This is a genomic window from Flavobacterium sp. UBA5153 (assembly GCA_002413745.1).
Classification (GTDB): domain Bacteria; phylum Bacteroidota; class Bacteroidia; order Flavobacteriales; family Flavobacteriaceae; genus Flavobacterium.
Map to the genome: position 1 here is coordinate 76,385 of DHXP01000003.1, position 24,479 is coordinate 100,863.

The 24,479-nt window shown below is 35.6% G+C and carries 20 protein-coding genes and 1 pseudogene; 11 read left to right on the top strand and 10 right to left on the bottom strand.

Annotated features, from left to right (window positions below):
• Positions 1–17: 17 nt before the first annotated feature.
• Together B2145_RS00740 and mutY are read right to left on the bottom strand one after the other, a co-directional pair.
• On the bottom strand, positions 18–458 hold the full coding sequence (locus B2145_RS00740; protein WP_291097118.1) for a single-stranded DNA-binding protein: 441 nt from the start codon (positions 456–458) through the stop codon (positions 18–20).
• 47 nt (positions 459–505) lie between these two features.
• Entirely contained in the window at positions 506–1,540 is a 1,035-nt protein-coding gene (gene mutY, locus B2145_RS00745) for an A/G-specific adenine glycosylase (protein ID WP_291097120.1), read from the bottom strand.
• A gap of 134 nt (positions 1,541–1,674) precedes the next feature.
• Between mutY and B2145_RS00750 the strand changes: the two genes are divergently transcribed.
• Both B2145_RS00750 and B2145_RS00755 read left to right on the top strand, forming a co-directional pair.
• Complete coding sequence (locus B2145_RS00750) at positions 1,675–1,965, top strand: HU family DNA-binding protein (RefSeq protein ID WP_291097122.1); 291 nt, start codon at positions 1,675–1,677, stop codon at positions 1,963–1,965.
• A 394-nt stretch (positions 1,966–2,359) separates the two neighbouring features.
• The gene (locus tag B2145_RS00755) at positions 2,360–3,904 is read left to right on the top strand and encodes a ribonuclease E/G (protein ID WP_291097124.1); all 1,545 of its coding nucleotides are present in this window, start codon (positions 2,360–2,362) and stop codon (positions 3,902–3,904) included.
• A 231-nt stretch (positions 3,905–4,135) separates the two neighbouring features.
• On the opposite strand, the gene B2145_RS00760 is transcribed toward B2145_RS00755, so the two are convergent.
• Positions 4,136–4,579, bottom strand: coding sequence for a nucleoside deaminase (locus B2145_RS00760; protein ID WP_291097126.1), 444 nt, complete (start codon positions 4,577–4,579; stop codon positions 4,136–4,138).
• Positions 4,580–4,662: 83 nt separating this feature from the next.
• Between B2145_RS00760 and B2145_RS00765 the strand changes: the two genes are divergently transcribed.
• Entirely contained in the window at positions 4,663–6,432 is a 1,770-nt protein-coding gene (locus B2145_RS00765) for a 1-deoxy-D-xylulose-5-phosphate synthase (protein ID WP_291097128.1), read from the top strand.
• A gap of 39 nt (positions 6,433–6,471) precedes the next feature.
• Complete coding sequence (locus B2145_RS00770; protein ID WP_291097130.1) at positions 6,472–7,497, top strand: DUF3078 domain-containing protein; 1,026 nt, start codon at positions 6,472–6,474, stop codon at positions 7,495–7,497.
• Between the two features lie 3 nt (positions 7,498–7,500).
• On the opposite strand, the gene B2145_RS00775 is transcribed toward B2145_RS00770, so the two are convergent.
• Both B2145_RS00775 and B2145_RS00780 read right to left on the bottom strand, forming a co-directional pair.
• Positions 7,501–8,847 carry a deoxyguanosinetriphosphate triphosphohydrolase gene (locus B2145_RS00775; protein ID WP_291097132.1) on the bottom strand — a complete coding sequence of 449 codons (1,347 nt, stop codon included), beginning with the start codon at positions 8,845–8,847 and terminating at the stop codon, positions 7,501–7,503.
• A gap of 70 nt (positions 8,848–8,917) precedes the next feature.
• Positions 8,918–9,379, bottom strand: a complete 462-nt coding sequence (locus tag B2145_RS00780) for an Lrp/AsnC family transcriptional regulator (RefSeq protein WP_291097135.1) — start codon at positions 9,377–9,379, stop codon at positions 8,918–8,920.
• A 157-nt stretch (positions 9,380–9,536) separates the two neighbouring features.
• Between B2145_RS00780 and metE the strand changes: the two genes are divergently transcribed.
• Positions 9,537–11,861, top strand: a complete 2,325-nt coding sequence (metE, locus tag B2145_RS00785) for a 5-methyltetrahydropteroyltriglutamate--homocysteine S-methyltransferase (protein ID WP_291097137.1) — start codon at positions 9,537–9,539, stop codon at positions 11,859–11,861.
• A gap of 87 nt (positions 11,862–11,948) precedes the next feature.
• Here the strand turns inward: metE and B2145_RS00790 are convergent, their stop codons facing one another.
• The 3 genes and pseudogenes from B2145_RS00790 to B2145_RS17750 all read right to left on the bottom strand — a co-directional run.
• The gene (locus B2145_RS00790; RefSeq protein WP_291097139.1) at positions 11,949–12,428 is read right to left on the bottom strand and encodes an RDD family protein; all 480 of its coding nucleotides are present in this window, start codon (positions 12,426–12,428) and stop codon (positions 11,949–11,951) included.
• A gap of 377 nt (positions 12,429–12,805) precedes the next feature.
• Positions 12,806–12,955 (bottom strand): hypothetical protein, encoded by a 150-nt coding sequence (locus B2145_RS00795; RefSeq protein ID WP_291097141.1) that lies wholly within the window; start codon positions 12,953–12,955, stop codon positions 12,806–12,808.
• 43 nt (positions 12,956–12,998) lie between these two features.
• A pseudogene (locus B2145_RS17750) lies at positions 12,999–13,454 on the bottom strand (transposase); the annotation flags it as partial.
• Positions 13,455–13,851: 397 nt separating this feature from the next.
• Here B2145_RS17750 and pstS (B2145_RS00810) point away from each other — a divergent pair.
• The 6 genes from pstS (B2145_RS00810) to pstS (B2145_RS00835) all read left to right on the top strand — a co-directional run bounded on the left by pstS (B2145_RS00810) (position 13,852) and on the right by pstS (B2145_RS00835) (position 19,401).
• Positions 13,852–14,979 (top strand): phosphate ABC transporter substrate-binding protein PstS, encoded by a 1,128-nt coding sequence (gene pstS / locus B2145_RS00810; protein ID WP_291097147.1) that lies wholly within the window; start codon positions 13,852–13,854, stop codon positions 14,977–14,979.
• A gap of 31 nt (positions 14,980–15,010) precedes the next feature.
• Positions 15,011–15,862: a phosphate ABC transporter permease subunit PstC gene (gene pstC, locus B2145_RS00815; RefSeq protein ID WP_291097149.1), complete on the top strand. Its 852-nt coding sequence runs from the start codon at positions 15,011–15,013 to the stop codon at positions 15,860–15,862.
• A gap of 3 nt (positions 15,863–15,865) precedes the next feature.
• Positions 15,866–16,762, top strand: coding sequence for a phosphate ABC transporter permease PstA (gene pstA / locus B2145_RS00820; protein ID WP_291097151.1), 897 nt, complete (start codon positions 15,866–15,868; stop codon positions 16,760–16,762).
• Positions 16,763–16,768: 6 nt separating this feature from the next.
• The gene (pstB, locus tag B2145_RS00825; RefSeq protein WP_291097153.1) at positions 16,769–17,551 is read left to right on the top strand and encodes a phosphate ABC transporter ATP-binding protein PstB; all 783 of its coding nucleotides are present in this window, start codon (positions 16,769–16,771) and stop codon (positions 17,549–17,551) included.
• Between the two features lie 24 nt (positions 17,552–17,575).
• Entirely contained in the window at positions 17,576–18,253 is a 678-nt protein-coding gene (locus tag B2145_RS00830) for a phosphate signaling complex PhoU family protein (protein ID WP_291097155.1), read from the top strand.
• A gap of 71 nt (positions 18,254–18,324) precedes the next feature.
• Entirely contained in the window at positions 18,325–19,401 is a 1,077-nt protein-coding gene (gene pstS / locus B2145_RS00835) for a phosphate ABC transporter substrate-binding protein PstS (RefSeq protein ID WP_291097157.1), read from the top strand.
• 312 nt (positions 19,402–19,713) lie between these two features.
• On the opposite strand, the gene B2145_RS00840 is transcribed toward pstS (B2145_RS00835), so the two are convergent.
• Both B2145_RS00840 and B2145_RS00845 read right to left on the bottom strand, forming a co-directional pair.
• A complete protein-coding gene (locus B2145_RS00840; protein ID WP_291097159.1) occupies positions 19,714–20,781 on the bottom strand; it encodes a glycosyltransferase in 1,068 nt (355 codons plus the stop codon).
• 194 nt (positions 20,782–20,975) lie between these two features.
• A complete protein-coding gene (locus tag B2145_RS00845; protein ID WP_291097161.1) occupies positions 20,976–24,401 on the bottom strand; it encodes a hypothetical protein in 3,426 nt (1,141 codons plus the stop codon).
• Positions 24,402–24,479 lie beyond the last annotated feature (78 nt).

Sequence of the window (24,479 nt, forward strand, 5' to 3'; positions counted from 1 at the left end):
ATAGATTAGTTAAACAATCAAAACGGCAGGTCATTCACTGGCAAACCGTTGTTTTCCGGGTCAAAGTTAGTATTTTTTACAAGTTCAGGATTGTGAATTTGTTTGATATTTTCGCTTCCTTTCTTGGTTGACAAAAAAGTAAACTCGGTAACTTGAATTTCGGTGGTATATTTTGCAGAACCGTCTTCTGCCTGCCATTGGCGGGATTTAATACGTCCTTCTATGTATATTTTATCTCCTTTTGAAAGGTATTTTTCACATATTTCGGCTGCTTTGTTGCGTACAACCAAATTATGCCATTCTGTAGAAGTGATTTTTTCGTTGGTCGTTTTATTGGTATACACTTCATTTGTTGCCAATTGAAATCTTCCAATACAATTGCCACCATCGAAATAATGCATTTTTATATCGTCTCCAAGATGACCTATTAACATAACCTTATTTAACGTTCCGCTCATTGCAATTAGTTGGCATTTGTACCAAAGGTACATATTTTAAAAAATATTTAATTCATTTCGATAAAATTAAAAATCACAATCGGGAAAGGAAACGATTTTAAAGTCGTGGCATCCATACCATTTTCGATAGTTCCTTTTACTTTTACTTTCCAAAACTTGATATGTAAATGTTGATGGGATAGTTTATGTATTACGCTTTTCCCATTGCATTCGTCCACACTTATTAATTCGTTGTTTTTAAAAAATTCGTCTTGAATGCTTGTGGAAATATAATCAAAATCTTTTTCGGCATCGGTTTCAATCAAGGGAAATTCGTATAGATTTTGCCAGATTCCTTTGGCAATCCGCTTCTGTATTATGGTATTTTCGTTATCATCAGAAACAACCAAATAATTAAAAAACCGATTCCTGACCTTTAATTTTTTGGAATTAACCGGCAACTGGTCTACCTTCTTTTTTTGCAAAGCAGCGCAACTTGAGTTGAATACACAAATCCCGCAATTTGGACTTTTAGGGACACATTGCAAGGCACCAAACTCCATAATGGCTTGGTTAAACAGTGCTGGATTATCTTTTGGCATTAATTCAAATGCTAAAGCGGCGAACTCCTTTTTGGCGGAAGCCGCAGCAATATCGGTTTCCATGTCAAAATAGCGTGACAAAATCCGAAAAACATTTCCGTCGACAACAGGAACAGGTTCATTATAGGAAAAAGAAGCAATTGCCGCCGCGGTATATTCTCCAACTCCTTTTAATTTTAGCAAGTCCTTATATGTATTAGGAAACACGCCGGATAATTCTGAAGCTACATATTGAGCGGTTTTATGCAAATTACGGGCACGGGAATAGTATCCCAAACCCTGCCAAAGTTTCAAAACCTGCTCTTCATCGGCTTTCGCCAAATCAAAAACAGTTGGAAAAGCGGCCATAAAAGAAAGAAAATACGGAGTTCCCTGGGCTACTCGAGTCTGTTGAAGGATAATTTCAGAGAGCCAAATTGGGTAAGGATTGGTGGTATTTCTCCATGGCAAATCCCGCTTATTTTGTAAATACCATTGAGTTAATGAGTTAGTAAAATTCATATTTAATTTTTGATTAACAAAAGTAAAAGTTTATGTTATTAAAATTTAATGAATTAGCTTGAATAATTGTTTTTTAAATTCATATATTTGCAACCTCAAAAAAATAGTACACCATTTATAAATTACGAAAGAAAATGACGAAAGCAGATATCGTAGCAAAAATCTCGGAAAAATTAGGTCTTGAAAAAGGAGATGTTCAAGCGACAGTGGAGACCTTTATGACCGAAGTAAAAACCTCATTAGAAACTGGAGACAATGTTTATTTAAGAGGATTTGGAAGCTTTATTGTGAAAACAAGAGCTGAAAAAACAGGAAGAAATATTTCAAAAAATACCACGATCAAAATTCCAGCACACAATATTCCAGCATTCAAACCTGCAAAAGTGTTTGTTGAAGGAGTAAAAGTTAATAACGAAGCAAAATAACAAAATTTATTAATCACAAAATCACCAACTATGCCAAGTGGTAAAAAAAGAAAGAGACATAAGGTAGCAACGCACAAACGTAAAAAAAGAGCGAGAGCTAACCGTCATAAAAAGAAAAAGTAGTTTTAAACTACTTTTTTCTTTTTAATCGTTCATTGAAATCGAAAAAAGATGAAAGAGAAAAGAAAATAGAACATAGACGTAATAAGTCTATTCTCTTTAATCTATTCTCTACTAATCTTCTTTCCCCGGGTTCAATACCTGTTAAAATTATTGTTTAATCCATCCTTACAATTTTATTTAAGATTATAGATTGCAGATTTCAGATTCAATCGCATTCTAAAATCTAAAATCTAAAATCTAAAATTGAAAAGTTCGGATAAAAATTTACAACGTGAATAAAGAATTAATCATTAGATCTAGTTCCGAAGCCGTAGATTTTGCCTTATTAAAAGATGGAAAACTAATTGAATTACACAAAGAAGAAGAAAAAAGCAACTTCCAGGTTGGTGATATTTTTATTGCCAAAATAAGGAAACCCGTTGCTGGACTTAATGCCGCTTTTGTAAATGTAGGCTTCGAAAAAGACGCCTTTTTACATTATCACGATTTAGGACCCAATCTTACTTCCCAACTGAAATTCATAAAACTTGTAAGCGCAGGTAAAACAAAAGATTTCTCCCTAAAAAACTTTCAGTTTGAAAAAGAGATTGATAAAGATGGCTCGATAACAAACATTATCAATGCCAATCAATCCATTTTAGTACAAGTCGTTAAAGAACCAATATCTACCAAAGGACCAAGAATCAGCGCCGAGCTTTCTCTTGCCGGAAGATTTATTGTTCTCGTTCCCTTCTCTGACCGTGTTTCCATTTCACAAAAGATAGAAGACAAGAAAGAAAAGGATCGTCTAAAACGATTAGTACAATCCATCAAACCAAAAGGATTTGGTGTTATTGTTCGCACAGTAGCCGAAGGCAAAAATACAGCCGAATTAGAAAAAGATTTGCAGAACCTGCTAAGCAGATGGACTGCAATGTGTAAAAAATTACCAACCGCTCATCATCCGTCAAAAGTATTAGGAGAGCTCAATAGAGCTTCATCAATATTAAGAGACGTCTTCAACGATACCTTCAGTGGTATTCAAATAGATGATGAAGAGTTGTACAACCAAACCAAGGACTATTTACAAGAAATAGCTCCTTCAAAAACATCGATTGTTAAGTTTTATCAATCAAAAGACACGCCAATTTTCGAAAAATACAACATAGAGAGACAAATCAAGACCTCCTTTGGAAAAACAGTTTCGATGAGTAAAGGTGCTTATCTTATTATCGAACACACTGAAGCTTTACACGTCATAGACGTCAACAGCGGAAACCGTTCCAATAAAGCATCCAACCAAGAAGACACTGCCTTGGAAGTCAACATGATTGCCGCAGCCGAAATCGCCAGACAATTACGTCTTCGTGATATGGGCGGGATAATCGTAATTGATTTTATCGATATGGGAAATCCCGAAAATCGAAAAGTCTTGTTCGACTTCCTCAGGGAAGAAATGAGCGATGATAAAGCAAAACACAAAATCTTGCCGCCGAGTAAATTTGGATTAGTCCAAATCACAAGACAAAGAGTAAGACCGGAAGTCAACATTAAAACTAGAGAAGAAGATCCAAACAATATTGAAGGCGAAATTGAAGCGCCAATTCAAATCATTGACAAAATCGCCTTAGATCTAGAAAACATATTAAAAACTCACAATGATGTTGTGCTCAATGTACATCCATTTGTGGCCGCATACCTTACCAAAGGTTTTCCATCAATACGTTCAAAATGGTTTTTTGAACATAAAAAATGGGTGAAAATCATACCGCGTGACGCTTACACGTATTTAGAATATCATTTTTACGATAAAAAGAAGAATGTTATTATTGAATAAAACAAAAACCGCCTTTCTCCCGATAGCTATCGGGAAGATTGGCGGTTTTTTTGTGCGTCATTGCGAAATTTCTCGAAGCAATCTGTAATTTATGATTAATTTTTTTTAGGAGCTATTTCCAGCTATCCGTTGCAATCTTTTTTTAAACCTATAAGGTTTTGGAAACCTTATAGGTTTAAAAAAAAAAGGATTTCCACTGCTATCTGGGCTAGGGCAATCGCTTATCAAAAATCACTTTCTCTTCTTCGCAAAAAAAGTCTTCATCAATTCCGAGGCTTCATTTGCTAAAACACCACGAACAACTGTAGTTTTTGGGTGCAATTGCGTTCCCATTTTCTCGAAACCACGATTTTCATCACTCGCACCAAAAACAATTTTTGAAATTTGGCTCCAGTACAAAGCTCCCGCACACATCTGGCAAGGTTCAACGGTGACATACAACGTGCAACCCACTAAATATTTGCCTCCAAGAAAATTGGCAGCAGCCGTAATGGCTTGCATTTCGGCATGAGCGGTCACATCATTAAGCATTTCGGTAAGATTATGACCTCGGGCAATGATTGTATTGTCGATGACGATTACGGCACCAACAGGGATTTCGTCTTTTTCAAAAGCCCTTTCCGCTTCTTGCAAAGCTTTTTTCATAAAATATTCGTCGGTGAAAATGTTTTCCATAAGCTCCTTAACCCCTAAAGGGGAATTATTAAGTTAAACACAAAAATAGAAAACAAAATCGTAAATTCGCTTTTTATAAAATAATGAAAAGTAATTTACTTCAACATATCAATTCTCCAACAGATTTACGCCAACTCAAAGAAGCTCAACTTCCTCAAGTGGCCCAAGAATTACGCGATTTTATTATTGACATTGTTTCTGTGAAAGAAGGTCATCTCGGCGCCAGCCTTGGCGTTGTTGAACTCACGATTGCTTTGCATTATGTATTCAACACACCCGAGGATTTGTTGATTTGGGACGTGGGTCATCAAGCCTATGGCCATAAAATATTGACCGGAAGAAGAGAAAATTTTCATACCAACAGACAATTGGGAGGTATTTCTGGCTTTCCAAAAAGAAGCGAAAGCATTTACGATGCTTTTGGTGTAGGTCATTCCTCCACCTCTATTTCTGCGGCTTTGGGAATGGCGATTGCCTCTAACTTAAAAGGTGAATTTGAAAAACACCATATTGCCGTAATTGGCGATGCTTCGATCGCTTCGGGAATGGCATTCGAAGGATTAAATCACGCTGGCGTTACCGATGCTAATTTATTGGTGATTCTCAATGACAATGCCATCGGGATTGACCCAAGTGTTGGGGCACTGAAAAACTATCTCACTGCCGTGAAAGAAGGGAAAAATCCGAAGCAGAACAATATGATTAAGTCCTTAAACTTTGATTATTCCGGACCCATTGACGGCAACGACATTTTTGCAGTCATCAAGGAATTGAAGCGACTTAAAAAAGTAAAAGGGCCAAAGTTTCTTCACATCATTACCACAAAGGGAAAAGGACTACAACAGGCCGAAGAAGACCAGGTAAAATACCACGCACCAGGAAAATTTGATGCAACTACGGGCGAAATACATTTAAAATCCGAAGAAAATCTTCCTCCAAAATACCAAGATGTTTTTGGCTTGACCCTTTTGGATTTGGCTAAAAAAAATGAAAAAATCATAGGAATTACACCTGCAATGCCTTCTGGAAGTTCGCTGAAATTCATGATGGAAGCTTTCCCAAAACGGGCGATTGATGTGGGTATTGCCGAGCAACACGCCGTGACACTTTCGGCAGGAATGGCTACGCAAGGCATGATTGTTTTTTGTAATATTTATTCCACATTTTTGCAAAGAGCGTATGACCAAGTCATTCACGATGTGGCTTTACAAAACTTACCGGTGATTTTTTGTTTGGACAGAGCAGGTTTAGTTGGCGAAGATGGCGCGACGCATCACGGCGTTTTCGATTTGGCTTATTTGCGTTGCATTCCGAATATGGTTGTTTATGCCCCTTTGAATGAAATTGCGTTGCGAAATATTCTGTACACCGCACAATTGGGATTGAATCATCCTATTTCGATTCGCTACCCTCGTGGTCGTGGCTTAATTGTAGATTGGCAAAAACCATACGAAAAAATCGAAATCGGAAAAGCATATTGTCTCAAAAAAGGCTCAAACGTAGCAGTTTTATCCAACGGCACAATTGGAAACAATGTTACTTTGGCTTTAGCCAAAATGCATCATCCGGAAACCATTGCGCATTATGATTTTGCCTTTGTAAAACCTTTGGACGAGAATTTATTGCATACTGTTTTTTCGACATTTGAAAACATAATTACCATTGAAGACGGCGTCATAAAAGGTGGTTTTGGAAGTGCCATTCTTGAATTTTCATCTCAAAATAATTACACTTCGAAGGTAAAAACCCTCGGAATTCCTGATGAATTTATTAAACAAGGAACTATTGATGAACAACAACAATATTGCAAAATTGACGTTAAAAGCTTAGAAAACATTTTTTTAAGCTATTGAAAAGAATTATTTTAGCACTTTCAAACTTAATACTCCCTAATGAAATTACTACACTATACCTTACTCCTCTTTTTACTGACAATTTCTATACATAGTTTTTCTCAAGAGACAATAAAGCCTATAATAGTAGAACTTAAACCCATAACAACACTTGTAAAAATACCTATAACAATAGCAGCAAAAAAACAACCAATAATACCGCCAATTTCTTTATCTCATTGGATAAAGATAAACACGGTTGGTTTTGACCTGAACGAAATCACTTTTTCAAATTGGAATGCCGGTGGTGTAAGTTCTGTTTCAGGATTAGTAAAGGGCAATTTTACAAGAATTTACAATCTTGACAAAAGCAAATGGTTCAACGAACTGATAGTTCGATATGGCGTCAACAAACAAGACGGTTTAGCGATAAAAAAGTCAGATGACGCTATTCGATTTACTTCAACTTTTGGCTATAGAAAAGACACCTTGTCAAATTGGTATCATTCTGTTAAATTCAATTTCAACACGCAATTTACCAACGGTTATAATTATCCAAACACCAGTTCGCCAATTTCAAAACCTTTTGCGCCAGCCTATACTTTCCTTGGAATCGGAGCTGAATATTTCAATAAAGAAAAGAAAATCAATGTTTACATTTCGCCTTTGACAATGAAAAACACTTTGGTTTTAGACCAGACTTTGGCCAATCAAGGTGCTTTTGGTGTTGCCAAAGCCATATATGACTTGGATGGAAATCTAATTTTGGAAGGTGAAAAATCAAAAACTGAACTTGGTTTTTTGGTTACCAACTTTTATAAAAAAGAAGTCTTAAAAAACATTGTTTTGGAAAACCGATTAAGCCTATATTCAGATTACATCCATAATTTCGGAAATATTGATGTTGACTGGGAATTAAAGTTTGACTTGATTGTAAATCAATTTGTCAAAGCAAATATAGGGACACATATTATTTATGATGATGACATAAAAACCAAAAAGGAAATTAACGGCGAACAAGTTACTTTAGGCCCAAAAATTCAACTAAAACAGCTTCTGGGTGTGGGTTTAGCATATGCTTTTTAAAAATCAGCTTGTTTTTCTGCCATTGATGGTTTCATATAATTCCAATGCATTCCCATCCGTCAAAAGGGATACATAATGGCAAATGTGCAATAGTCTTTTATACAAATCATCTTTATCCTCAAGGAATTTTTCGGGCAGCATCTTCAACAATAATTTATCATAATTTGAAGAGTTGCCATCAAACTTATTGTTAAATGCAGTGATGAATTTATCCAACAAAGTTTGAATAATTTGGTAACCCACAATCTCTTTCTCAATCACCTCGCGACTTTGGTAAATATTTTTGACACTCAACTTAATGATATCGTCCATTTGGACTTTATATTTGCTCTTGTCTGTCAAAGCAAAAGGAAATCTTCCTTGTAAAATGGCGTCTTCATTCTCGATAAAAACCTTCACGGCGTCGTTTATTAAACTACCAATAGCCAAAGCTCTCAAATAACTTATTCTGTCCTCTTTTGTGGTTAATGTTTTGTATTTTGAGGTATCAATACTGTCTTTTACCAGTTTTATCAAATATTCCAATGCAAAATCTTCGGAAACCAAGCCCAAATTTATGCCATCTTCAAAATCGATAATCGTGTAGCAAATATCATCGGCGGCTTCGACCAAATAAGCCAAAGGATGCCTTTCGAAACCTATGTCGTTTCCGTTTTTATTTGAAATCATCCCCAATTCCAAAGCCACATCTTCGAAGAATTTTTTATCCGATTGAAAGAAACCGTATTTCTTGTCGGCAATGTTTTGAGTTGGTTTTTTGGGCAAACTTTCCTTTGGATATTTCATGAATGCGCCTAAAGTTGCATACGAAATTCGCAATCCGCCCTCAATTCCGGGACGACTTGCCGTGAGTACCGAAAATCCATTGGCGTTCCCTTCAAAATCAATTAAATCCTGCCATTCTTTATCCGATAATTGGTCTTTGTATTGCTGTCCTTTTCCAATGGAAAAATATTCACCAATGGCTTTTTCGCCAGAATGACCGAAAGGCGGATTCCCGATGTCGTGTGCCAAGGATGCCGCGGCAACAATTGCCCCGAAATCATTCGCTTGAAAACCATGAACTTCCTTCAAATGAGGATGTTTTTCAATGATTTTCTTGCCAACCAATCTCCCTATGGAACGCCCAACGACAGAAACTTCCAGGCTATGCGTCAATCGAGTGTGAACAAAATCAGTTTTCGAAAGCGGAATAACCTGCGTTTTGTCCTGCAAACTTCTAAAAGCCGACGAGAAAATGATTCGGTCATAATCAACCTCGAAACCGAGGCGTGTGTCGTCTTGTTCTATTCGTAATCTTTTGCTGGTGTCGCCTTGACGGCGTAGCGATAAAAGTTGTTCCCAGTTCATTGGATTGAAGATTTTGGATTTGGATTCAAAGATAAAATAAAACTGATGTGTTTTATAAAGAAAAATCAAATCAAATAGCCAATGCAGTACTGTTCTTGATTTCTCCCATCACAAAAACGCTATGCGTATTGCCAATGTTTTCGATAGTGGATAGCTTGTTCATCACAAAATCTTGATAACTGGGCATATCTTCGACCAAAATTTTCAACATAAAGTCATAATCGCCTGCAATGTTATAGCATTCGATGATTTCTGGGAGTGCCACGATGTCTTTTACAAAATTACTCCCCACATTTTTGGCGTGTTCTTTGAGTCGAACATTACAAAAAACCGTCATTCCAAGATTGAGTTTTTTCTTGTCTAATAAAGCCACATATTTCATAATATAACCATCGCGTTCCAGTCTTTTGATACGCTCATAAACCGGCGTAACCGTCAGGAATAATTTACTGGCCAGCTCTTTTGTATTGATATTGGAGTTGTCTTGCAGGTGTTTTAAGATCTGTAAATCGATGTTGTCAATATTTTCCATAGTTTTTTTTACTGTTAAAATTCAATTCTAAATCTCTATTTCATACAAATTACTGTAAAAATTATCAAATACAAATCATTTTACTAAAACAATGCGCTTATTTAAGTTTAAAATTCCATTACAATACATTTGTACAGTAAAAAACACTTTAAACGATATGAAAACAAACAATCTAGGTTACCCTCGAATTGGCAGCAACAGAGAACTTAAAAAAGCGAGCGAATTATACTGGGCTGGGGAAATTGCTGCCGATGAACTTTTGACAGTTGGAAAAAACATTCGTAAAGAAAATTGGCAACTGCAAGCTGAAACAGGAATAGATTTAATTCCTTCCAACGATTTTTCTTTCTACGATCAGGTTTTAGATTTAACTCTTACTTTGGGAGCAATTCCAAAACGTTATAGCGAAATTGCTAAAACAAACTCCCCCTTGGATTTGTATTTTGCAATGGCAAGAGGTTCGCAAAAAGAAGGACAAGACGTAGTGGCAATGGAAATGACCAAATGGTTTGACACCAATTACCACTATATAGTTCCCGAATTTACAAAAAACCAAAATTTCGAATTGTTTTCAACCAAAATAATCGATGAATTTAAAGAAGCGAATGATTTAGGAATTGTCACAAAACCAGTTTTAATTGGGCCTATTTCGTATTTACTTTTAGGAAAAGAAAAAGAAGAAGGTTTTCATAGAATTGACCTTATCGAAAAATTATTGCCTGTATATTTTGAAATCCTAAGCGCATTACAAACCGAAGGAGCCCAATGGATTCAGCTAGACGAACCCTTTTTAGCCTTGAACTTGACCGACAAAGAACGCAATACTATTACCTACGTTTACAATCAAATCAACAAAAATTTCCCTTCTTTAAAAATAATTTTGGCTAATTATTTTGACTGTTTTGGAGAGAATCTTGACACCGCTTTAGCTTTACCAGTCAATACTTTGCATTTAGATTTGGTACGTTGCTCTTCTCAATTGGATGATATTTTGGAATCAGGAAAATTAGCTCCTAACGTAAACCTTTCTCTTGGAGTTGTTGATGGAAGAAACATCTGGAAAAATGATTTCAAAAAATCTTTAGCTACCATCAAAAAAGCAACTGATGCTTTAGGTAAAGACAGAATTCTGATTGCTCCGTCTTGCTCACTTATTCACAGTCCGTGCGATTTAGATTTAGAAACCAATGATGCTACATTGACTCCCGAAATCAAACAATGGCTGGCTTTTGCCAAACAAAAAATTGAAGAAATAGTATTGCTGCAAAATTTTGCCTTGGGTGAAATAAGTTTGGTTGATTCTGTTTCTTTTCAACAAAATACGGTTGCCAATGAACGCCGTAAAACCTCAAAATTAATTCATGATGATGCCGTGAAAAATCGTGTGGCAAGCATTACAAAAAGTGATGATGAAAGAGAAAATTCATTTGCCATTCGAAGAAAAAAACAAATTAAGGCTTTAAACCTTCCTTTGTTTCCAACCACAACAATCGGTTCTTTTCCACAAACAACTGAAGTGCGAAGTTGGAGAGCCAAATTCAAAAAAGGAGAATTGAGTCAACAACAATATGACGCTTTACTCCAAAAAGAAACCACAGAAACCATTCGTTTTCAAGAAGAAACAGGAATCGATGTTTTGGTTCACGGAGAATTTGAACGCAACGATATGGTAGAATATTTCGGAGAACAATTGGACGGATTTACCTTTACCAAAAACGGTTGGGTGCAAAGTTATGGTAGCCGCTGTGTGAAACCTCCAGTAATTTATGGTGATGTTTCCAGACCAAATCCAATGACTGTAAAATGGGCTGAATTTGCACAGTCGCTTACGCCAAAATGGGTAAAAGGAATGCTTACTGGACCTGTAACCATCTTACAATGGTCATTTGTTCGTAACGATCAACCACGTTCTGAAACTTGTACGCAAATCGCTTTGGCGATACGTGATGAAGTAGTGGATTTAGAAAAAGCAGGAATCAAAATCATTCAAATTGATGAACCCGCCATTCGTGAAGGATTGCCTTTGCGTAAAGAAGAATGGGCAAACTATTTGAATTGGGCGATAAAAGCGTTTCGAATTTCAGCCAGTGGTGTAAAAGATGACACACAAATTCACACGCATATGTGCTATAGCGAATTCAACGATATTATTCAAAATATTGCCGATATGGATGCTGATGTAATCACAATTGAATGTTCGCGTTCGCAAATGGAATTATTGGACGTTTTTGCCGATTTTAAATACCCGAACGAAATAGGCCCTGGTGTTTATGACATTCATTCACCACGAGTTCCATCACGAAATGAAATGGTACAATTATTAGAAAAAGCCTCATCTGTTGTCCCAATTGATCAACTTTGGGTAAATCCTGATTGCGGTTTAAAAACCAGACATTGGGACGAAACTAAAAAAGCTTTAATAGAAATGGTCGCTGCTGCAAAAGAAATGCGAGTTGCCGTTGAGAACATTGCAACGGTTTAATATCAATAATTTATAACTAAAAATCCTTAGTAAATTGAGTGATTTACTAAGGATTAATTTTTTAAATCTTTATTGTTTCAAATTCCGTCAAGGAAATAAAACAACACCCTTTTTTTTATTGAAATCGTGTTTTCGCACGACATAAGTATTAGAAAATAAATCGTGCAATCCTCTGACGTTAGTTCCCAAAAAAGTTAGACATTCAAAAGGAATAAAACGACTTAAGGTTCGTTTCATGACGGCATTGAAACCGGGTTTTGAACCGTCTTTTGTAACCACGATTGTTTTTGAAAAATATTTGGCGAAAGTTCTTGAAAAATACATTTCAGTCAAAAAGTAGTAAAAAAATAGTATTACAAGCCAAAAAAATAATTTTTCGTAAGTTGTTGTAGATTCAGCCCAATTAGATAATGCATAAATACCTGTTATTTCACCTATGATAATAACTGTCGTTCCAATGCTGATCCAAATGACATATACAATCAAAAAATCGAGGATGAAATTCAGCAAACGTTGCTCCCGTGAAGCCACCAAATCATCCGTGACAGTGAATTTTTTATTTTCCATTTTGAAGATATTTTGATTAATAAAAAGAAGTATTCATAGCAATAACCACCTCAAATATAGTGAATTATTTTTAAAATGGCGCAACGAATTTTGTTGTGGTTTTTTGTTTTCAAGGTTAATGTTTGTGCATACAGATTGTAAATTCGCTTGGTTTAGTTTTATCTTATTAATTCGCTTTGAATTTTTAAATATTTGTATTTTTCTATTTCCAAATTTTCAATAAACTGTCTTTTAGATTGTCAATATTTTGTTTTAGCCCAATCCATTTATTACGATATATTTTATTTCCTTTATCATAATCATGTTTTAATTCCCTCAAAAGGTCAACTCCAAATAAATCTATTTGCCTTTCAACGGAGTAAAGCAATTCCTAAACTTCAGGGTCTAATGATTTTTATTTTTATTAAGTCCAGTAGTTTTGGGGCATAGGATTCTAAAAAACAATACGAAGGAGTGACTTTCTTAAATGCTCTATCATCTTCCAGAAACAGTTTAATTTCATTCTGTAAATCAAATTCGTTTTTCATTTCAATTGCTTTTATTTGTTTTTATAACTCTCGTTTGCGGACACAGTTGAGAACCGTGAAACCAACCCATAGTTGATTTTCCAACGGTTGCGACGTTTCTAAAAACCTTGTTTCTACTAATTCTTTTGTTTTTACATACTCTAATTGGAGTTGAGTCGACAAATGAAACACAAGTACAACTATCCAAACGATAGGTTTTTGCAAAAATTGTCATTGGCAAAAGCACGCTTTTCATTTGCTCTAAAAATCAATTGTAAGATACTGTATTTGAAAAATCCTTTTATGTATGTTTTTGCACATAAAAGATATAAAAGTGTTTAAAATAACGGAAATCACTTAAGTGAAATAATAAATAAATGGTAATTACTTCCGCCTTCGACATTGTTGGTGGTCGTTTTGATGGTTTACCCATAAGAAAAGGTTGGTTAGTTTTATCAAAATTTGCACAAAATTCATCAACAATACAAAAAATATCAGTAATTTTATCAAAGCAAATCACAAGGTAAAAATTTAGTTAATTATTTGTAATTCAACATGTTAAAAAACACACTGACTTTTGTCATTTTTTGCTAATTTTTCATCAAACATTATTAATCGAGTTCAGGTTATTCGTTTGACCAGCAACTCTAACCTCAAATTGAGAACTGCAATTAAATAGAATTATACAAAACCATTTTAATTTATGCTTTTTATCTCATTGATTATCAATGACAAATGATGACAAAGGGAACAATGATAACCTAATTTTAATAGATTAATGATTAGATAATATTAACTTAACATCAGAGTGGAATAATTGATGTTCTTTTGCCATTGAAAATAAGAAACACTTATAATCGGAACCAAACGTTGATTATTCAGGTTTTTTAAGTAAAAAGAAATAAAATAAATTTTTAATGAAATCTAATTCAAATTTAAAACAATCTAAAATGAAAAAGTTATTATTTTTTGGGGCTATATCTATTGGACTTATGTCTTTTAATAACGCCAACATTGTTAATCCTCCTAAAACTGCCAATGCTAACAAAAACAACACTTCTATCGAAGTTGATGGTATCAGCCTTTCTGCTGCTGGTTCTACCTTTGCTGGACCTATTTACAAAGCGGCATTCAGTAAATACTTAAGTAAAACAGGAGTTACTGTTTCTTATGGTTTAACTGGATCAGGTGCTGGAATTCGCAGCCTAAAAGATAAAGTAGTAGATTTTTGTGGTAGTGATGCCTTTTTATCTGATGCTGAAATGAAAGAAATGTCTCCTGTAGTGCATATTCCTACTTGTAGTGGCGCTGTAGATGTTGCTTTTAACATCCCTGGAGTTAAATCAATTAAATTGACTCCTGCTTTGCTTACTAAAATTTTTATGGGACAAGTTACCAATTGGAATAATCCAGAACTTAAAAAAATTAATGCTGGTGTAAAATTCCCTGATTTAGCCATAACAGTGGTTTATCGTTCTGATGGTAGTGGAACAACTGCAATATTCAGTGATTATATGAGTAAAATCAGCAAAGAATGGAGTGATAAAATTGGTGCTGGAAAATCTTTAAAATGGCCAGTAGGTATGGGTGCTAAAGGTAATCCTGGTGTTGCTGGAATTATTGGTTCAACTTCTGGTTCAATTGGATACATTGGTTCTGAATATGCAGAAATTAGAGATATTTCTTTCGCATCTATTCAAAACAAAGCCGGTAATTTCATCGCTCCTACAATCGAAGCCGTAAGTGCTGCCGGTAAAAGTGAAATTCCTGCTGATACTAGAGTAATGGAAACTAACTCTTCTGCTCCTAAAGCATATCCTATCAGTGGTTTTACTTGGATTATTCTTTATAAAAATCAAGATTACAATGGTCGTACATTCGAACAAGCTCAAGCTACCTTGAAACTTATTGATTGGATGTTAAACCCAGAAGTTCAGGCAATGGCAAAACAATTAAATTATGCTCCACTACCTGCAAAAGTTGTGAAAATGGCAAAAGGTATATTGAGAACTGTAACTTACAAAGGGAAAGTACTCTTAAAATAAAACATTAAATTATTAACATTAAGGACATTAGATGAATAGTGAAAAAATAACTAAAAACATATTATTTATTGCATCCCTCACTTTAATCCTGCTAGTAAGCGGAATGGTTCTCACTTTAGTTAGTGGGGCCATTCCTGTTTTTGAAAAGTTTGGATTTCAGTTTATTTTTTCCGGCAAATGGGATCCAACGGAAGGCAGAGAAGAATATGGAGCACTTCCCTTTATAGTGGGTACAGTCATTACTTCTGTACTCGCTTTACTTATTTGTATTCCTTTTGCCTTTTCAACATCTTTGTTTATTGGGGAATATTACAAAGGAACTATCGTTGCGAAAATTATTGGAACAATGATCGATTTACTGGCTGGAATTCCATCTATTGTTTACGGACTTTGGGGATTTTACTATTTACGCCCATTGCTTATTAGTATGGGAAATGAAGCCCAGGGGTTTGGTATATTTACCTCCAGTATCATCTTGGCCATTATGATTATTCCATACGCCACTTCCATTAGCACTGAAATTATCTCGTTAGTTCCCAATCATCTTAAAGAAGCAGCCTATTCACTAGGGGCAACACGTATGGAGGTGGTTTTTAACGTTACGATTCCAGCAGCCCGATCAGGTATTATTGCGAGTTACATTTTGGCTTTGGGGCGTGCCCTTGGAGAAACTATGGCGGTAACTATGCTGATTGGAAATTCTAACCTTATTCCAACCGGAATATTTAGTTTGGGTAACACTATGGCCAGTGTTATTGCCAATCAATTTGGTGAAGCAGATGGTTTAAAACTAAGTGCCTTAATTGCCATTGGACTCCTTTTGTTTGTTGTCACAGGACTTATCAACGGAATTGGTAAACTCATTATAAAGAAATTTGCATAAACCATGTTGAAACTACTAAAATTGGATACATCATCCTCAAAAGGAAAGGAAAGCGAAAGAGTTATAAAAAATAAACTCTTTCAGGTTTTGGTTATTATTTTTGCCGTTATTGCTACGACCCCTATTCTCCTCATTCTTTACCAACTCATCCGTAAAGGAATTAGACAAATCAATTTCGATTTTTTCACTAAAGTGGCTCCCGACTCTTGGGATGCCATGACCGCAATCAATAGCGGAAATGTTATTCCCGGAGGAATCCTCAATGGTATCGGGGGAACGCTAATCATGGTTACTGTAGCCAGCATTATTGCCATCCCCTTAGGACTTTTAATTGGAATTTTTTTATATGAAAATGGGAATAAACGTTATGCCAACATCGTCCGCGATGTTTCAGATATTCTTCAGGGAGCCCCTTCTATTGTTTTAGGTGTTATTTCGTATATCTGGGTGGTAAAACACATTACCCATGGATTTTCAGCCTTAGCGGGAAGTGTTTCGCTCTCCATTATGATGCTACCACTGATTATCCGTTCTACAGAAGAAACTTTCAAAATGATTCCTGTTTCCATTAAAGAAGCCGGTCTGGCATTAGGGGTTCCTTATCACAAAATTATTTTAAGGGTATTAATACCCACAGGTTTAAGCGGGCTTTCAACAGGTATTCTTCTTGCCCTTTCGAGGGTAATAGGCGAAACTGCCCCTCTGATGATGACCGCATTGGGAAATCCTTCTTTAAGTTTTAATCTAAATAAACCTGTTGATGCAGTACCTCTACTCATCTGGCAGTTTTATAACGATCCCAATATGGTTGACCTGATTTGGAGCTCATCATTATTTTTGGTAGCTTTGGTTCTAGTTCTTAATTTAATATCAAAACGAATTACTTCAAAAAGAAAATAAGCAAATATGTCCACATCCATTATAGAAATAAAAAAACCCGTTCTTAGAGTTCAGAATCTTTACGTATCCTACGATACGAATAAATACGCGGTATCCAATGTAAGTGCTGATATTAAGAAAAATCATATTACTGCCATTATGGGCCCTTCGGGTTGCGGAAAAAGTACTTTACTTAGGGCGTTTAACAGGATGCACGAACTATATCCTCACATTTCTACTAAGGGAAAAATATTCCTGAACGATGAAGATATTTACAAGATTTCGGCAATTGAATTAAGACGAAAAATAGGAATGGTTTTTCAAAGTCCAAACCCTTTCCCAAGCATGAGTATATATGAAAATGTCATTGCAGGTTATAAGCTCAATGGCATCCGTCTAAAGAAATCCCAAAGAGACGAAATTGTTGAAAAATCCTTAAAAGACGTGGCCCTTTGGACTGAAGTAAAAGACTCTCTGCATAAAAGAGGTAATTTCTTGTCCGGCGGGCAGCAACAACGGCTTTGTATCGCCCGAGCCCTAGCCCTTAAACCGGATGTGATTCTGCTCGATGAACCCACTTCGGCTTTAGATCCTGTGGCAACCTCAAAAATCGAGGAACTGCTGGTAAAATTGAAAAAGGATTACTCCATTGTTTTGGTAACACACAATATGGCCCAGGCCGCTCGTTTGTCGGACTATTCCATGTTTATGTATTTGGGAGAATTGGTTGAATACGGAAAAACAAAAGACATGTTCACCAACCCATCGGATAAAAGAACCGAAGAGTACTTAATGGGTAAATTTGGCTGATTTGTATTTTTTAAAAAAATAATTATGAGTGCTACAAAAGACAAGGCAATTGAAAAAATACTGAGTGAATTTGATAAAGCATCAAAACTCACTCTGAAACAAATGGAACTCCTTCAAAAAGTAATTGCCTCTAAAGATAAGGGAATTCCTTCTGAAACATTACAACAATTGAGGAAGAATGAAAAGAAGTTAGATGCTTTTGAGCTGAAGATCAGCGACAGAATCATAAATGCCATGGTGCTTTATGGCCCAGTGGCTTCGGAACTCAGACACCTGATGGCTTGTTACCGGATGATTATTAGCCTTGAACGGATAGGAGACCTAGTCATTAAAACAATGAATTCTGTACTGAAACTGAATGACAGCCGACTTCTTTTATTGAATTTGGAAGACATTAACAAAATGTCGGATTTAGCCTTTGAAATGGTTTCAAAAGCCACACTTTCATTTATAAACAACGAGAAAGAAGCAGCCATTTGGGTGATTCAAAATGATATTGTGGTAGACAAATTGAACCGCCATATTGCACGTAATTCGATCTTGGCCGAAGAAAGTCATAAGATCCTTGTCGATTATTCAGAGACAAGAAACATCATTTCCAGCATAGAACGCATGGCAGACCATGCCATCCATATTGCAGAAGCCTCTATTTTTGCCTCTGTAGGAAAGGATGTCCGACATAAAGTGGACCTGCTAACTTAGCCTGCACAAAAAGTTAAGAATAAAAACCTTAATTTTAATAAAATCAATTTTTAATTTAAAAACAATAAAAAATGAAAAAGTTATTATTCTTAGCAGTCCTTGCAGTTGGAGCGATGTCTTGTAAAAACAACAAGAGTACTGACTCCACAAACAACAACACTGTGGAAGCTTCAACAATAAGCCTTACTTCAGCTGGTTCTACCTTTGCCGGGCCTTTTTACAAAACAGCTTTCAGTAAATACTTGAATGAAGCAGGAGTGTCGATTTCTTATGGTTTAACTGGGTCTGGTGCCGGTATCCGTAGCCTAAAAGACAAAGTAGTTGATTTTTGTGGTAGTGATGCTTTTTTATCTGACGCTGAAATGACCGAAATGAAAGCTGCCACAGTTCACATTCCTACTTGCAGTGGCGCTGTGGATATCGCCTATAACTTACCTAGTCTTGAATCAATCAAGTTAACTCCTGAGTTGCTTTCCAAAATTTTTATGGGAAAAATCACTAAATGGAACGATCCTGAACTTAAAAAATCGAATTCTGATGTAAACTTTCCTGATTTAGCTATCACAGTGGTATACCGTTCTGACGGAAGTGGAACAACTGCTATATTCAGTGATTATATGAGTAAAATCAGCAAAGAATGGAATGATAAAATCGGTACAGGGAAATCTCTAAAATGGCCAACGGGTATGGGTGCTAAAGGAAATCCTGGTGTAGCCGGAACCATCAGTGCGACTGCTGGGTCAATCGGATACATTGGTTCTGATTATGCATTTGCCCAAAAAATTTCTTTTGCATTGATTCAAAATAAAGCCGGTAATTTCATCGCTCCTACAATTGAAGCCGTAAGCGCTGCCGGTCAAGGTGAAATGCCTGCCGACACTAGAGTAATGGAAACCAACTCTTCTGATCCACAAGCTTACCCAATCAGTGGTTTCACTTGGATCATTCTTTATAAAGAGCAAAATTACAATGGTCGTACATTTGAACAAGCACAAGCAAACTTGAAACTTATAGATTGGATGTTGCAACCGCAAGCTCAAAATATTGCAAAGGAATTAAAATATGCCCCACTGCCAGAAAAAGTCTTAAAAATGGCACAAGATATATTGAAAACTGTGACCTACGACGGGAAAGTAATATTAAAGTAAAAATATAAAATCAAGGATTAGATGAATTACGAATAGATAAAAAGTCATAATTATTTATTACATCCCCATATTTATCCTGTTAGCAAGCAAAAAGGTACCCACTAATTAAAGCGGGTACCTTTCTTGTTTTTGGGAAGTTCGTGGAGTAATATAAATTATACCAATTAATTGATTCAATTCGGTTTTTCATGGGAGAATGCCTGCGTTTATACCGCTAGTTATTTCAAATTAGTCCAATAAAAATTGAACTAAATGAAATATACAGCGGCATTATACCAGAACGATTGGACTAAAACATATTAACCAATGGTATTATTTTTCAAATACTTCAAATAATTCCTTCCAATCAAATGTGGTGTCAAATTGAGGCAATCCTTTATAGTTTTGAATTTCCAAAATATTTTCCATTCTGAAATCGTCTTGTTTTGCATAAGGAACCAATCCTTCTCTTTTTAATTTTTCGGCTAAATATTCTTGTTCATATTGACCTGGAGTTGGAATAAAAAAGGCTTTTTTGCCTAGTTTTGCCAAGTCCATAATCGTTGTGTAACCAGAACGGCATAACACTGTATCACTTTCGTTGAAGGTTTGTTCAAGTTGCCTGGTATTCATAAAGTTATAATAGGTAACATTTTCTATTTGCTCCTTTTTTTGAGCTTTTTCTATAATTCCTTTTATAAAAACAACCTTTCCGTCATATTTCAGAACTTCTCTCTTTAATTTTTCTTCCAGTAGTCCCCGTTGAGGTTCTGGTCCCGAGAGAATAATCATTAAATCAAACTGTTTTGGTGTTTCCTTTTTTTTTATTCGGCTCAACGGGCCAATGTATTTTAGTTCTAAATCTGCCTTTTTTATATGGCCTAGTTTGCCAGTCAAATTTGGAGTTTCTTCAAAATCAGGAATCCAACATTGCTCATATTTTTTTATGATCTGTTGATGCAGTTTGCTGGTAATCCAAGTGGTGTTTCCCGTCATCACGTTTAATTGATGGGTAATAAATACCGAGGGTGCCTTTTTGCTAAAAACCCCCAGTCGATTGTCGGAAATAATTCCGTCGATACCGTATTTCTTGATCCATTTTTTGACCATTTTTTTCTCGTTCAAAACCGCTTCAATCATTTTTGGACAACTTTTCAATAATTTCCATTTAAAATTTTTGCCATTCTTGGCATATTCTATTTGGTATGAAGGCAATTCGAGTGTTTTTATATACGGAAACTCTTTTCGCAATAATTCAAGCGCAACGCCATCGGAAGCTATAATCGGGATATAATTATTTTCCTGCAATGCATTAATAATGGGAATACAACGCGTAGCGTGACCCAAACCCCAATTTAAGGGAGCAATCAAAATAGTTTTATTGGCAGTATCTGAATTCATTTATTGAAATAGGTGTTTATGTCCTTTTAAATGTGAAAGATATAAAAAACAACAGCATTTCATATTTTCAAAGTATTACGATACCATTAAGTTATTTCTCCAATGGGATAGTTCAAGATTGTGTTTAAAATCTGTTGGGAACGAAATTAAGGATTTGTTTTGCCTTATTTTTTCATTTTGTTGAGGGATATTCTTTAAAAATAAGCTCTCAACTGAATGCTTCCTGTATGGATGGTTTGACTGGATTCACTTTTTCGACCTTGATAATTCAGGTTTATGTCCAGAAATTGTGTCAAGTTTTTTTGCAAAAGCAATCTCCAAGTCAGGTTTTGCCCCGACTGTAATCCTTCGAGCATTTGAAATCCAACGGAAGAAAATTCATTCCCAGTGAATTTATTTTGGTAAAAGGAAATTTCGCCATTCATTGTCAATTTGTTATTACCCGCATACGTAAAGGAAGTTCCCAAACGATTTTGTAATAAGGTTTCTGAATTCCCAATTTGATTTTCCTTGTTTTGCAACTCAAAAAATAAATCCCAACTGGTGTTTTTAGAAAATAAATAACTGATTTTTGGTGCCAGTTGATAGCCTTTTATTTTATAATTTTTTTCGTGATAATTTTCGGATAAAATAGAAGTATTTATTGTTTTGGTAAAAACCCCAAAGAGCCAACTTTTCTTGTATAAATGAGAATATTGCAATTGATGAGAACTGTTTTTGGCTTCCTGGGATCCAATGGAAAGTAGATTTTTATTCTGATTCTGTATATATGAATAGGTAATCGAATGGTTTTGTTTGCCTCGATTAAAAAACAAACTGTTCCTGAAACTGGAATTCAATCCCAATACATTTTCATTGGAATTACTAAAAGGATTTAAGTCAAAATTGCTCCCTTCGTTTTTTATTTTCCGATCAATTATAAAGGAAGTTTGATTATAAAAATGCGACAGTGTTCTTTTAATACCTCCCTCGTTTTGCCATTGATTCGGGTTTAGGGTTATCGATTGGGAAAACTTGTTTTGATGCGTTTTTATGTAAATTCGGTTGGGCAAGAACACTCTAATATATTTTGCCTGATCGATAAATGGAGCAACTTCAAATTCCTGTAATTCCTGAATTCCATTGCTGTTGTAGTCATTCCAAGTATAAACGCCCTGTCCGGCTGGAACTTCCAGATAGGTAAATTCCTGTTGCGGAATGGATCCGGAATTAGTCTCAAAAGCAGTTGTGCTTTGGATTAATTGATTGAAAAAACGGTCATTGTACACGATTCTTGAATTCAACGAAGGTTCCTTTTTCTTTGATGCATCAGCAAAAGTCAAAACCCTGTAATTCACATAAAAAGACAAATCACTTTTGTTTGTTTGGATTAATTTCGATTTCAAAATGAATGTTTGAGAATTATTTACACGTTGAATTATCCTCCCGACACTTCGGGATTGCAAACTATCATTCGTTCTTTTTAAATAGCCTAATTCCACAAAAACCTTGGTGCTGTCGCCGCGACCTGTAAAAAAACCATACTCGGAAAAACGTTGGCTCAAAGCAGAAAATTGATTCGTCGATTTGTTTTTTTCTTGGTTGTCTTCTAATCGCAGGCTGGTTCCGATCCAGTTTTTATTGAAATGAAATCGTATTTGGGATTGATTTCTTAAGAATTTTGAAGTTGAAACGGTGGCGTCACTTTTTAAGAAACTTCCCTGGTTTTGGACAGTCCAATTTTTCAATTTAAATATACCGTTCAAAATATGCCGATTTCCAGAAAAGCTCTCGGAAAAATCCAGCTTTTCAAATTGATAGGTCAAAATTCCTTTTTCTGGTAAAGCCAAATTCAATCCCGAGACCCAATAACTTTGATTTCCGATGGCAGTTGTCCCAAGATTCCAATCCCTGTCGAATTCAATGCTGTAAAGACGCTCAACAGACCTGAAATTTTTCTGTACAAACTGATAATTGGCAAAAGCGTCAACATTCCATTTTTTTGAAAACAGCCTTTGTTTTGCATTTATTTTCGCGGCCAATCCTTGATTATTGGCATCATCTGTCGAGGAAAAAAGATTTTTGTCATTGTTGCTTATGCCTATTTCAAAATCAACTGCTGTTTTTTCGGTGGGTTTGTATTTTCCTAAAAAAGTGGCCACTTGAACCTTTGTAGGAGCAACTAATTGGATAATGGGTTCGTAATTTCCCTGCAAAACAGCGTTTATCGGCTCGATATATTCATAAATTCTGCCAATTGCGGCCGCATTTTTCAAAATATAATTTCCCTTATTATTCCCAACCAAACTAAACCGGACGTTGTATAAAATGTCTTGGGGATTATTCGAATATTCGAAAATTTCAGCGGCGTTTACCAAGTTTTTTTTATACAATATTTTATTGTCAGAATAGGAATCCGCATAAGTTGATGGTGCCACCATTAGATCAGGATTATCTCCTGCATTGGCTAAAATATGGGCTTGTTCCGTCGAAAGATTTTGCTGTAAAGGCTGGTTTTTCAAATCGTTTTCGGAATACAAATAACTACCAAACCTCCATTTTTTGTTTTCGTGAGTGACACCGGCATAGGTAACAAACCGGGTGTAATTTCTGTCAGAATATTGGTATTCTATGGCGATTCGCATTTCGGAAGTAATGGTAAAAAGAGGCGTAAACACGATTTCACCCGCATTGTAATCAATGGTATAATCATTGTTTTCTCCTCGTTTTAAAAGAATTCCGTTGACATAAACCCGTTCTGAACCAGAAATCACAAGTACATATAATTCTCCGTTTTGTCCCTTTAATTTATAAGGTCCTTGATTGCCTTCTTGACCAACAAAATTACTTTTGGCATATTGTCCTTTTACCAATGCCGCCGAAGCGAAAACATTCGTTTTGTTGTCTTCGGTTCCAAAGTCGAAATTGGCCGCGATTCCTTGCACTTTTTTGTTGAAATTCAGGAATTGGGTTTTCTTGTTTTCAAGAAAAATATCACCCGCTCGGATATTCCATTTGTCGCTAAAAAGTTCCATAAACACGTTGTCAAATTGATCCAGTTTTTGCGAATAACCGCCATCTTGCATCGGAATGTTGCTATCCTGCAACGAAGCACGCAAACTCACTTTTTCGGATAGTTTCCCCGTGATTTGCAAATCCAGATTCGAGTTTAAAACCGTGTTTTGATTGTTTCCGATGGTAAGTCCGCGTGTGATGCTTCCGGAAGTATTCAGTCCGTCAAAAGGGATGTTTTTTTTCTGGGGATTTTCTTTAATTTTATATAAATTTTCCGAAGTTACTTCGTTGCTCACCACCCGGCTGGCATCATAAATGCGGTATTCTTTGGTTAGAACTTCGGGAAGTTTCAGGTAATGTGCCGTTATGGAATCTGAACTTAAAGGAAATTTTTCGTTTAAAACCAATGTTCCTTTTTGAAAATTTATTTCGTAGAAAGTGGTGTCAATAGGCTTGTCATTGGCGTCAAGCAATTTAAAAAAACTCGAGTTGAGACTAACATTTTCGAGGTGAATGGTGTCGCGGGAAACAAGCAATTTTTTTGTTTTGTACAGCGAATTGGTTTCTTGGGCTTGGAGTCCAGAAAAACATATCATTGCCAACAAAAACAACACTTTTTTTAGCATAAAGAGTATCTCTCGAAAGAATCAAAAGTAGCATTTATAATTGGGAAATTGTAATGAGGGAATTTTTAACTTAAAATC